Origin of the sequence: Lutibacter maritimus (assembly GCF_900116115.1) — a bacterium.
Lineage (GTDB): Bacteria > Bacteroidota > Bacteroidia > Flavobacteriales > Flavobacteriaceae > Lutibacter > Lutibacter maritimus.
Map to the genome: position 1 here is coordinate 189040 of NZ_FOZP01000003.1, position 12044 is coordinate 201083.

Consider the following 12044-nt stretch of genomic DNA (forward strand, 5'->3'; position numbering starts at 1 on the left):
TTTTCTAAAACTTTAAATTAATAATCTTTTTACTCTAATTACCAATTCATTTGGACTAAAAGGTTTTCCCATAAAATCATTTGCGCCTAAGTTAAATGCTTTTAACACCATTTCTTCTTGCCCAGCTGCGGAAAAAACGATAATTGGAATTTGTAACTTTAACTTATTTCTAACGTGGCTAATTACTTCTAATCCACTTATATATGGCATCATAATATCGGTTAAAATTATATCTGGAGCATTCGCTTCAATTAATTCAACTGCTTTTTTACCATCTTCAGCAATTAAAAGTTGAAACCCTTCTTTTTCTAACCTAAATTTTAATAAAAGTGACAAAGTTGAATTATCTTCGGCTAATACAATTTTTTTTAAATTACTCATTTTCTAAAATTTTTAATTCTTCTTTTAATTCTTCTTTTACTTTTTCAATAATTTGTTTACACTCATTTAATAGCGTTGATACGTTATCGAAATCTTCACGTTTCTCTAATTTTTTCATTAAAGTGTGTACCAAAGGTTCCATTTTAGAAATACCAAACATGCTAATATTTGGTTTAATTTTATGTGTAGCTCTGTGTAAAATTTCCCAATTTTTTGTTTTTATTTCTTTGGTTACCACCTGAACATATTCATCTAAATCTTTTATAAATAATTGTATAAGTAATACTAAAATTGATGTTTCATTTAATGATTCTTGCTTTAAAAATTCCAAATCTGTGTATTTTTCACTTTTGGTATTTTCATTAATAATTTTAATTTCTTTACTATCTTCTAACTTCTCTATATTCGTTAATTTTCCATACTTTTTTAATAATAAAAGTAATTCTTCTTTTTTAAAGGGTTTAAAAATATAATCGTTCATTCCTGCTTCTAAAGCCATATTAATATCTTTTTTAGAAGTATACGCTGTCATAGCAATTATAGGAATTTTGCTTACTTGTTTTGATAAATCATTTTTTATAATTTTTGTAGCTTCGTAACCATCCATAACAGGCATTTGAATATCCATTAAAATAATGTCGTACATGTTTTTTTGAACTTTTTTTACGCCTTCAATACCGTTATTGGCAATATCTACTATGCAATTCCATCTTTCTAATCTTGTTTTTGCTAATAATTGATTTGTTTTATTGTCTTCAACTAACAATATTTTTAAATTTAATATTGATTTTTCTACTTCACCAAGTTCTACAAAATGCTTTTCAATTTTAGTTACATCTTTTTTAAATGGTATGGTCATTTTAAAATTACTACCAACGCCAAATTTACTTTGTACTTTAATTTCTCCGTTTAACAATGAAACCAGTTTTTTAACAATAGCCAATCCTAAACCAGTTCCGCCATAAATTCTTGAAGTATCACTTTTAGCTTGTGTAAATACGCCAAAAACAGTACTAATTTTGTTTGAAACTATTCCAATACCGGTATCTTTTATTTCAAAATAAACTTCTGTTAAATTATTTTCATCTTTGGTTAATTTTACAGAAACTATTACCGATCCTTCATCTGTAAACTTAATGGCGTTTCCAATTAGGTTTAAAAGTATTTGACCAATTCTGGTGGGATCTCCTAAAACAAATTCTGGTGTATTTGGATTAATATCTAGCTCTAAAGCAATTTTTTTCTCTTTTGCTTTTAGCTTCATAAGTTTTACAACTTCGTATAAACTTTTATGAAGATTAAAAGGAATTTCTTCAATTTCTACTTTGTTTGAATCTAGTTTTGCTAAATCTAACACATTGTTTATTAGCGAAAGAAGGATTTCGCCTGAGTTACGCATGGTTTCTAAATGCTCTTTTTGCTCAGGTGTTAATTGAGTTTCTAACAATAAATCGGTAAACCCAATAACAGCATTTAAAGGTGTTCTAATTTCGTGGCTCATATTTGCCAAAAACTCATCTTTAACTTTTAATGATTTTTCTGCTGTTTCTTTCGCTTCTTTCAATTCCATTTCTGTTAAAACTCTATTGGTTATATCTGTTCCAACAGAAATGTAGGTATCATTTAATCCTTTAGACAATTGCCATTCAATCCACTTATAATCGCCATTTTTAGTTTTAATTTGTCTTTTTGAAATATCTGTAAAATCTTTAATATGAAAATATACAAAATTATGAATGGCTTCTTTAACTTTTTGTGCTTCGTATTGGTTTTCATAGGTTAATTTCCACCAATTATCGCCCATAATTTCTTCATCACTATAACCCAACATTCTTTCTACGGAAGGTGAACAAAAAATAACATTATCATTTTTATCACTAACTAAAATCATAGCATCAACGCTATTGATAATATCGTTAGAGTGAAACGATGCTATTTCTTGCGATTTTCTTATAGTAATATCTACGCCAACTGTGGTAAAAGTGTTATTTTCTAAAACCGTATCTCTCCACTCAATCCATTTAAAATTTCCATCACTACATTTTACTTTAGTTTCATAAGGTTTATTTGAAACTTTTAATTTACCTAAAGAAATTTCTTTAATTTTTAATTTGTTTAAAATACTTTCATCATTGGTAAAACTTATTTTATCCCACCAATCTTTTTTTAATTTATCGTTAACTTTATAACCTAACAAAGTTTCACAATAAGGAGATATGTACGTGATTTCACCATTATTATTTGTTGAAACAATTAGTATATTTAATTCATTTAGGTATTGAATTGAATTATCTCTCATTTGTTAATTTTCATTTTTTTTAATACTTTGCTTTTTTAAATTTCAAAAAAACACAGTAATATTACAATATATTTTAATATGTAATTCACTTCATATAAATATACCTAAATTATTCTATAAAAATAAAAAACCACTTTAAAAGTGGTTTTTTAATACATATAAAGTTTTTAGACTTTAGTTATCTGATACTGTTAATTTAACATTCCAAAACCTAATAAAAGTGATCCTATTCCAAATGTTATTCCTATAATTTTAAAAGAATTTGAAGACTTTTTATTTTGTTTTTGAATATTTAAAATAGCATCTTCATCTAAAATAGTTTTAATTTCATTATTTTCTATAGTTTTAATACCATATAATTCTAAATCTGTTCTCTCAATTTTTTCAAAAATAAGTTCATCACCATTCTTCATATTTACTTTAAAAAAGCCTGAATCAGTATTTTCTATCGCTTCATTAACCGTTACCGGATTTTGGTAAACCTTACAACTTAAACAAACTGTAAAAATTAATATGTAACTTATTATTTTCAGAATATATCTTTTTTTAATCACTTTAAGAGGTTTTAAAATTTAAATACAAGTTACATTTTAAATTTAAATGAACTACAAAAAAAATAATTTTTTAACTGAAATATTTATGAAAATTTTATATTTTTTTAAATCGCTTTTTATATATATTTGCAGCGTAAATGCGCTTTTAAAGCATTATAAAATAGCAATGAAAACAGCTGTTAAATTTGTGTTTATTTTTAAAAACACATTTTTTAGATTTACTACTCAAGTCGTTCGACAGAGATAACCACTATTCTTTTTAAACCTAATAAACCAACTAATTTATTATTAAAATTTGTTGAAACGTTCTGTGGTATGTGCAATTTACCTTTATTAATAAATTTCATTAAAAATTGCGGCTCAATTCAAATTAAAAAATTTAAAAAATCACAAAAAACATGAAAGCACTTTTAACCTTTTTTACAATTATTTCTTTAGCCTTTGGCAAAAATGATCAAGAAGTATTTACAATGAAAGCCATTTTTGACGGATTTGAAGATGATACTTATTTTTTTACTGATAGTGAGGATGAAACATACTATATTCAAGAAGTTACAGCAGAAGTAACAAAAACTTATGATCTTAAAGACATAAAATACAACGGAAAAACATTTAACGTAACTTACGAAACTCAAAAAAGAATTGATGAAAACAATGAACCTTACGAAGTTTTTGTAATTACAAAATTAACTTTAGTTGAATAAACAAAAAGAGGAGTTTAAACTCCTCTTTTTGTTTAACTTTGTTATTATGCAAAGAAATGAGCACCAAAAAATGAGTACCAAAAATCAAAAAAAGAAAGATGTTTCGCCTAAAAACGACCAACATATAAAACGAAATTTTTTATTTGTTTCAAGATGGGGAGAATCACTTGATATTGCCCATGCATCACAACAAGAAGGAAATTCAGTAAAACTTTTTATTGAAGATAAAGCTTCAAAAGAAATTGGATTTGGATTTGTTCCTAAAGTTCCAAATTGGAAAAAACATATTGATTGGGCAGATATTATTATTTTTGATTATACAGGTTACGGAAAAGAATGCGAAGAGTTAAGAACTGCAGGAAAAATTGTTTTTGGAGGATCTGAATATACCGATCAACTTGAACTAGATCGTAATTTTGGACAAGATGAATTAAAAAAACATAAAGTAAAAATATTGCAATCTAAAGAGTTTTTTAATTTTCAAGATGCAATTACTTTTGTTGAAAAAAACCCAGATGCATATGTTATAAAGCCTTGTGGTGAAACTCAAGAATTAAAACAACTCCTTTTTGTAGGAAATGATGATGAAGGCCATGATGTTATTAGAGTTTTAAAAGCTTATGAAAAATCTTGGGGAAATGATTTTGGTAATTTTCAATTACAAAGAAAAGTAAAAGGTGTAGAAATTTCAGTTTCAGCTTTTTTTAATGGAAAAGAATTTTTAACACCTATAAATGTAACTTTTGAACATAAAAAATTGTTCCCTAAAGAGTTAGGAGTATCTACAGGCGAAATGGGAAGTAGCATGTTTTGGGTAAAAGATTCACCAATTTTTGATGCTACTTTAAAAAAATTTGAAACTACACTTGGCAAAAAAAACTTTATTGGTCATATAGATATTAATTGTATTGTAAACGGCAATGGTATTTATCCATTAGAATTTACTTCACGCTTTGGATTTCCTCAAATATTTATTCAAAGAGCAGGCATAAACGAACCTATTGGAAATATGCTATTTAAAATTGCTAGCGGACAAAAGTTTACAATTAATGTTAAAAAAGGATTTCAAATAGGCGCTTTTATTGTGGTTCCTCCTTTTCCTTTTGATGACAAAAAAAGCTTTGAATTATTTTCAAAAGATTCTATAGTTATTTTTAAAAAAGAAATTAAGGAAGGTATTCATCCAATGCATCTAAAAAAAATAAATGATGAGTGGTTAATAACTGGAAATACCGGAATTGCAGTAATGGTTTCGGGAACTGGATTAACTATGAAAGATGCTCAAAAAATGATGAATAATAGAATCGCCAACATTATTGTAAATAACAGCTATTACAGAACCGATATTGGCGACAGATGGTTTGACGATTCTGACAAACTTTGGTCTTGGGGATTGTTATAATTTAATTTTATTGAAATGGAGTTACAATTTGAAAAACTTAAAGGAAATCCAAATCAGTTTTTTGATATTTTACCAGAAGATTGGAAAATTAGCATTGTTCCTAATTGGGTTTACTATAAAAAAACAGCATCAATTTATGTAATTAAAGAAAATAACGAAATTATATGTGGCGGCATTGTATTTACAGAAAAACTAAAAGAAATGACTTCTTTTGAAATTTTACACGCATATTTATTTACTGAAGGATATTATTATTTAGGATACATTTGGGTTTCAGAACATAAAAGAAACCAACAATTGGCCACAAAATGGTTTACGCATTTAAAAGATCAAAATCCAAAACAAAAATATTGGTTAACTATTGAAGAAGAACAACTCAATTATTTTTATAAAAAAAATGGATTCAAACTATTTGCAGAAAGCAATGATGATTTTGATGCTAAAGAGTGGATTTTCACCAACAATCCAATAAAATAAAAAAACGAATACATAATAAAGTATTCGTTTTTAAAATTTCTTTTTAGCTTTTTTAAACTTCTACACCTTTCATCATTTTATTCCAATACAAATAAGGAAGCATATATTTTTTCAACAGCCATAATCTCCAATGCTCTTTTGATGAATCTGAAATCATTAAAGGAAACTGTTTCAATTTTGGGTCTGGTTCAAAGTTTTGATTATAATCAAACTCAGCCAAAACCATTTTTCCATAACCCGTAACTAACGGACAAGAAGTATATCCTTTATATTCTTTTGTTGAAAGCGCATTTGTTTCAATTAACTTTAAAATATTTTCAACTACAACCGGAGCTTGTTTTCTAATGGCTGCACCTGTTTTTGAAGTTGGTAAATTAGAAACATCTCCTAAACTAAAAATATTTGCATATTTAAAATGTTGCATTGTTCCTTTATTTACATCAACCCAACCAGTTTCAGAAGCCAATGGCGAATTTTTTATAAAATCGGGAGCACATTGTGGTGGTGCCAAATGCATCATATCAAAATGAATTCCAAATTGCTCTCCTCGTCTACTTACTTTAACATCTTTATAATTGTATTGAATTTCTTTATCTAGTGAAGCAATATCACCATCAGCAATGGTAACACAGCCACCTGCTGTTAAATCTTTATCAATTTCATACCAAGCAATTTTTTTATCACCATCAACCTTTACAAGTCTGTGAAAAAATCGAACGTTAATATCTTTTTTATCAACTACATTCATTAATGTATCAGCAATAATTTTTACACCAAAAATAGAACCGCTTGGTAATGCAAAAACAATATCTGTTTTATCTCTCAATCCTACTTTTCTAAAATATTCATCAGCTAAATACATTATTTTTTGAGGCGCTCCACCACATTTTATAGGTGTAGCTGGTTGTGTAAAAAGTGCTGTTCCTCCTTTAAATTTTTTTAAAACTTCCCAAGTATGTTTTGGGTTGGTATAATTACTACATACTACACCACTATCCATCGCTTCTTTTAAACCCTCAATCATTTCAGGAGCAATCTTTAATCCTGGCACAACAACTAAATAATCATAGGTAAATTCTTCACCTTTTTTAGTAATGACTTTATTATTTTCCGGTTCAAATTTATCAGCATATTGTTTTATCCATTCAACTCCTTTTGGAATTAAAGAAGCCATCGGTTTTGCTGTTTTTTCAAAATCATATGTATTAGCGCCAACCAACGTCCAAGCAGGTTGATAATAATGCGTTTCTGCTGGCTCAATTAACCCAATTTGAATGGATTTATTTTTTCTTTTTAGCATTGAAGAAACCATAATTCCGGCGGTACCACCACCAATTATCAGTACTTGATAATGTTTTGACATAATAGTGTTTTTTAGATTAACGTTCAACTAAGAAAATTAAATAAAAAAAAGCATTTTAATGTGATTATAATCACATTAAAATGCTTTAAATAAATCATTAAGATTCAATTATTCTTTTATTTCACAAGTATTAATCCCAAAAAGAGTATAAAGCGGACAATACCCTGTTATTGGAGTTACCAACATTACAGCTGATATAACATATAAAACATACTGAATCCAATTGGTTTCAAATGTTGTTGAATAGGCAAAATAGCCAATTGCAATGGCTAAAACCATTCTTATAATTTTATCAGTACTGCCTACATTCTTTTTCATAATTGGTGTTTTAAGATTCTGAACCCAATTTCCCTGTTGCACAACTCACAAATGATTTTGCCTTGTGAATTATGGTGTTTGCATCACCTACTTCTGGATATCCCATTGTTGCAAGTTTATTTTTTACTTCTGTTAAAACCGAATTATCTTTGCTATCTATAGTCACTTTTGATGTTTCTAATTCTACAGAAACATCAGTAACTCCATCAATTGCTAACAATCCTTTTTTAATAGAATTGGCACAACCACCACATTTTAAGTTTAATATTTCTAATGTTATCATATTATTAATTTGAGATTACAAAATTACAAAAATAATTTTAGGAGTGACCTCTTACAACTATCATCATTACTTTTAAATTTAACCTGAAAAAATTATAAATCTGATATGGAAAAAAAACTCTCATAAATCGAACCAATTTTGTTGGTTCTGTTCCGTATGAAATATTACTATAAGGTACTGTTTTATCTGTTGTTGTTTTCATGTGTTTCGCTTTAAATTATTCTGGAATTAACCACCAAAATGGTTTTGCTTTAGCTTTATATAAAAACATATAATGCATAAATAATTTCATCCAATGTCCTGCTGTACCTACAACTCCAACAGTATCATCAATATTTCTTCCCCATTTTGGATATTTTTCCCAATCTTGAACAATTGGATTTACAGTCATTACAGCAGCTTGACCATTTCTTAATCCATAACCGGCAGAAACTATACAAGCAGCACCCATTTTTGCCATTGATGCTTTATGCGGATGCTCAATTTTACCAACTTTTATGGAATGGATAATATTTTGAGCAACAATTTTACCAATAACACCTGATGGCATTCCTGTTCTTGGAGGGGTTGGAAATATTTTTGTGCCGTTTGGACTTTCCATTGGTTTAGACATTGCATGTGGTGGTGCAAAAGCTATACCTGCTGCATAAATATTACTATATTTTACACTTTGGTAAGTTAATGGCCAATCTTCAGCTTTCCATTCTTCATAAGGTTTTGGAGTATAATCAGCATCTACTTTCATCATTCCATTGGCAGCAAAAACTTCAGCACTAATATCTTCATTACTTTTATTAAAAGCTTTCATTCCAGCTCCTGCAAAACCAGGAATCAACATTGCAAAATCAAAATTTACAGTTTTATGTTCACCTTTTAAATTTTCATAATATACAACACCTTTTTCTACTTTTTGTACACCAGCTTGCTTAATCCACTGTACGCCATATTCTTTTAAAATAGATTCAGCAAAAATTTTGGTTGGCGTTATATATCCGTTTCTTTTAATATAAGCGCCTCCCATACCAAAATCACCCAACTCATATTCATTGGTTATCCACCATAAATCTGCTAAATGTTGTAGTTTACGTTTTTTAATTTCAAAAGCTATATTTAAAATATACTCAAAAGCAGCACCTTGACAAGTTGCCATTGCGTGTCCAGTTCCAATTAAAAATGTTTGTCGCTCACCATTTTCCATTTTCTTTAAAGACTCTTGTAATTTGGTCCAAGCATGTGCAGCATGATCATATGTACAAACTGATTCTGTATGTTTTTTTGGCCCCAAACCTTCTGTCGCTTCAAAATTTAATTTTGGCCCTGTAGCATTTATCAAATAATCATAAGTAACTTTTTCTTCAACATCTTTTTTATCATCAGAAACATATTTTATAGTAACAAATCCTTTTTCGTGAACTGCATCTCCTTCAGGATTTATTGAAACTGCTAATGCTTGCTTATAATCTACACCCATCTTTTTATAAACTGGTGCTAAAGAAAATTTCACCTGATCTGGAGTCATTAAACCTACTCCAACCCAAATATTAGAAGGTACCCATTGAAAATTACTATTTGGAGAAACCATCACTACTTCGTGTTGTTTTTTAAGACTTTTACTTAAATATGAAACTGCTGTGTGTCCAGAAATTCCTGCACCTAAAACAACTACTTTTGCCATATTATTTATTTTTAAAAGTAATACTCCAAATTCCTCTTAAATCGCCTTCTGCATATCCGGTAGCCTTATCATTTGGATATAATGATTTTATAATTGAATCTGTTTTAATATTTACTGTTTCATTTAATTTACCGTGACAGACCAGACAATTTGCTTTTAAAATTATTGGTGCATAAAAATGTTTTTTGTTATTAGCATCTAATTCAACTATTGGAGATAATTGTTTACCGTCCATTTTCATTTTTTGAAAATCTGCTAAAATTTCTGATTCTCTTTTTGAAGGAGCGTTATCAGGATTTCTTAAATTATTTGAAGTTCGTTTAATTGTAGCTTTAAATTTATCTGACAACTCATTTGTGATTGGCATTGCTTTTTGATTGCAAAATGGTATTGCTTGAGCCGGACCGCCAGCTTTCATCTGTTCAGTTAACTGTGTACTTAACGCTAAAAATGATGCTTCAGCAATTTCTTTTCCTTTTACACGATATTCTTCCTTTTCTTTTTCAGAAAAAGAAGAATTACAAGAAATAGTTATCAATAGAATACTTAATAAATAAAATGTTCTTTGTATCATTATTTTGTAATTTGAAGATTTTCTTTGGACCAATTCATGATTCCTCCTTGTAAATCATATACTTCATTAAACCCTAATTTAGCAACTTTTGCTGCTGCAGAAGAGGTTCTATTCCCTGATCTACAATATAAAAATATTGGTTTTGATCTATCGTATTTTCCAATTTCTTCTATAAAAGAGCGATCAAAATAATTAATATTTATTGCACCTTCAATATGTCCTTGATTAAATTCTTGAGGTGTTCTAATATCAATAATAATTTGATTTACTGATTTCTCTTTAAATTCAGTTGGTTTAACTATGTGAATTGCTGCTTTTTCTTGCTCGTTTAATGGAGGTTTTGAGTTACAACCTATGCTAATAAATAGCACAAATAAAATAATGCCTAATTTTAATTTCATATTGATATGTTTTTGATTTTTAACAAATGTACCTAACCACATTTTGAAATGTGGTAACTAAAGTTACGAATAAAAATAAAAAAGGGGAGTTTAAAACTCCCCAAAATATTAAATAAAAAAGAACACTTATAATAATGTTGTTGGGCAAACATAATCTGTTAATTCTACCCCAGTATCTTTAATGTCATTAAAACCTCCTCTAACATCAATTACATTTTTAACGCCATTTGCTTTAAAAATTGACGCAGCAATTAACGAACGGTATCCACTTGCACAATGAAGTACATAGGTTTTATCTGGTTTTATTTCAGCAAAATTAGAATGAATATAATCTAACGGGAAATTTCCTACTCCCACTACATGCTCAGAAAGGTATTCTGACTCTTTTCTAACATCAAGCGCTTCACCAAGTGAGCCTTCTTTTAATTTGTTTGCAAATTGAGTTGCTGATATAGAACTAATTTTATCAGCTTCGTATCCAGCAGCAAGCCAAGCATGCATTCCTCCTCTTAAAAATCCGTAGGTATTATCATAACCAACTCTTGAAAAACGTGTTACCACTTCGTGCTCTCTTCCTCCTTCGGCAATAAAAATTATTTTTTGTTTTATATTAGGAATTAAAGCTCCAACCCAAGGTGCAAAACCTCCATCGGCTCCAATAAACCAGGCACCCGGAACAGTTCCTTCTTCGGTATATTCTTCTTTTGAACGTGTATCAACAACTAAAATATCATCACGTTCACTCATTTCTTTAAAGGTTGCAGCATCCAATGGCGTAGTTCCTCTATGAAGAATTTCATCTATACTAGTATTAATTCCTTTGTTCATTTTAACATTATTACCAAAATATTGTGGTGCTGGTTTTAAGCCAGTTGTAACTTCGGTAATAAATTCTTCTTTGGTCATATCTGCTCTTAATGCATAATTTGTTTTTTTCTGATTACCAAGTGTATCAAAAGTTTCTGAACTCATATTTTTTCCACATGCAGAACCTGCTCCGTGATTTGGGTACACTATAATATCATCTGGTAAAGTCATAATTTTATTTCGAAGAGAATCAAATAAGTGACCGGCTAAATCCGTTTGAGTTAAATCTGATTTTACGGCTAAATCTGGTCTACCAACATCACCAATAAATAAGCAATCTCCAGTAAATACGTACGGCATTTTTCCGTTTTTATCAATTAGCAAATACGATGACGATTCCATTGTATGACCTGGAGTATGTAATAGCTTTAAAGTTACATCACCAATTTTAAAAAATTCACCATCTTTTCCTTGATGGATATCATAATGAGGATTTGCATTTGGGCCAAAAACGATTGTAGCTCCTGTTTTTTTTGCTAAATCTACTTGACCAGACACAAAATCAGCATGAAAGTGAGTTAAAAAAACATATTTAATTTTAGCTCCATCAGCTTTCGCCATTTCAATATATGGTTCAGTTTCTCTAAGAGGATCAATAATTGCAGCTTCTCCATTAGATTCAATGTAGTAAGCCATTTCTGCCAAGCAGCCTGTAAATAATTGTTCAACTTTCATAATTCTCTGATTTTAATATTTTTAAACTTAGTATGTAGTTTTTCAAATCTACATGAAAGGTTCTTTTTTTT

14 protein-coding genes are annotated in these 12044 nt (G+C 28.9%); 3 read left to right on the top strand and 11 right to left on the bottom strand.

The genetic code is table 11. From position 1 onward, the window contains the following. Positions 1-12: 12 nt before the first annotated feature. The 3 genes from BM335_RS06370 to BM335_RS06380 all read right to left on the bottom strand — a co-directional run bounded on the left by BM335_RS06370 (position 13) and on the right by BM335_RS06380 (position 3234). Positions 13-381 (bottom strand): response regulator transcription factor, encoded by a 369-nt coding sequence (locus BM335_RS06370; RefSeq protein WP_090224445.1) that lies wholly within the window; start codon positions 379-381, stop codon positions 13-15. Continuing rightward, positions 374-2680, bottom strand: coding sequence for a response regulator (locus BM335_RS06375; protein WP_090224447.1), 2307 nt, complete (start codon positions 2678-2680; stop codon positions 374-376). The genes BM335_RS06370 and BM335_RS06375 overlap by 8 nt, the downstream gene beginning before the upstream one ends. A gap of 191 nt (positions 2681-2871) precedes the next feature. Further along, the gene (locus tag BM335_RS06380; protein WP_090224449.1) at positions 2872-3234 is read right to left on the bottom strand and encodes a hypothetical protein; all 363 of its coding nucleotides are present in this window, start codon (positions 3232-3234) and stop codon (positions 2872-2874) included. 398 nt (positions 3235-3632) lie between these two features. On the opposite strand from BM335_RS06380, the gene BM335_RS06385 reads away from it, so the two are divergent. The 3 genes from BM335_RS06385 (at position 3633) to BM335_RS06395 (ending at position 5817) form a co-directional block, all read left to right on the top strand. Continuing rightward, entirely contained in the window at positions 3633-3938 is a 306-nt protein-coding gene (locus BM335_RS06385) for a hypothetical protein (protein WP_090224451.1), read from the top strand. A gap of 70 nt (positions 3939-4008) precedes the next feature. Beyond that, positions 4009-5340, top strand: coding sequence for a phosphoribosylamine--glycine ligase (locus tag BM335_RS06390; RefSeq protein ID WP_090224833.1), 1332 nt, complete (start codon positions 4009-4011; stop codon positions 5338-5340). Positions 5341-5355: 15 nt separating this feature from the next. Continuing rightward, positions 5356-5817 carry a GNAT family N-acetyltransferase gene (locus BM335_RS06395; protein ID WP_090224454.1) on the top strand — a complete coding sequence of 154 codons (462 nt, stop codon included), beginning with the start codon at positions 5356-5358 and terminating at the stop codon, positions 5815-5817. A 52-nt stretch (positions 5818-5869) separates the two neighbouring features. Here the strand turns inward: BM335_RS06395 and BM335_RS06400 are convergent, their stop codons facing one another. The 8 genes from BM335_RS06400 to BM335_RS06430 all read right to left on the bottom strand — a co-directional run bounded on the left by BM335_RS06400 (position 5870) and on the right by BM335_RS06430 (position 11973). Continuing rightward, positions 5870-7180 (bottom strand): NAD(P)/FAD-dependent oxidoreductase, encoded by a 1311-nt coding sequence (locus tag BM335_RS06400; protein ID WP_090224456.1) that lies wholly within the window; start codon positions 7178-7180, stop codon positions 5870-5872. 108 nt (positions 7181-7288) lie between these two features. Beyond that, positions 7289-7498, bottom strand: coding sequence for a YgaP family membrane protein (locus BM335_RS06405; protein WP_090224458.1), 210 nt, complete (start codon positions 7496-7498; stop codon positions 7289-7291). Positions 7499-7508: 10 nt separating this feature from the next. After that, positions 7509-7781: a heavy-metal-associated domain-containing protein gene (locus BM335_RS06410; protein WP_218157806.1), complete on the bottom strand. Its 273-nt coding sequence runs from the start codon at positions 7779-7781 to the stop codon at positions 7509-7511. A gap of 37 nt (positions 7782-7818) precedes the next feature. Further along, entirely contained in the window at positions 7819-7983 is a 165-nt protein-coding gene (locus tag BM335_RS15700) for a hypothetical protein (protein WP_177219170.1), read from the bottom strand. A 15-nt stretch (positions 7984-7998) separates the two neighbouring features. Further along, positions 7999-9456, bottom strand: a complete 1458-nt coding sequence (locus BM335_RS06415) for an NAD(P)/FAD-dependent oxidoreductase (RefSeq protein WP_090224461.1) — start codon at positions 9454-9456, stop codon at positions 7999-8001. Position 9457: 1 nt separating this feature from the next. Next, a complete protein-coding gene (locus BM335_RS06420; RefSeq protein WP_090224463.1) occupies positions 9458-10030 on the bottom strand; it encodes a Tll0287-like domain-containing protein in 573 nt (190 codons plus the stop codon). After that, complete coding sequence (locus BM335_RS06425) at positions 10030-10431, bottom strand: rhodanese-like domain-containing protein (protein WP_090224837.1); 402 nt, start codon at positions 10429-10431, stop codon at positions 10030-10032. The genes BM335_RS06420 and BM335_RS06425 overlap by 1 nt, the downstream gene beginning before the upstream one ends. A gap of 126 nt (positions 10432-10557) precedes the next feature. Next, positions 10558-11973, bottom strand: coding sequence for an MBL fold metallo-hydrolase (locus BM335_RS06430; RefSeq protein ID WP_090224467.1), 1416 nt, complete (start codon positions 11971-11973; stop codon positions 10558-10560). Positions 11974-12044: the final 71 nt, after the last annotated feature.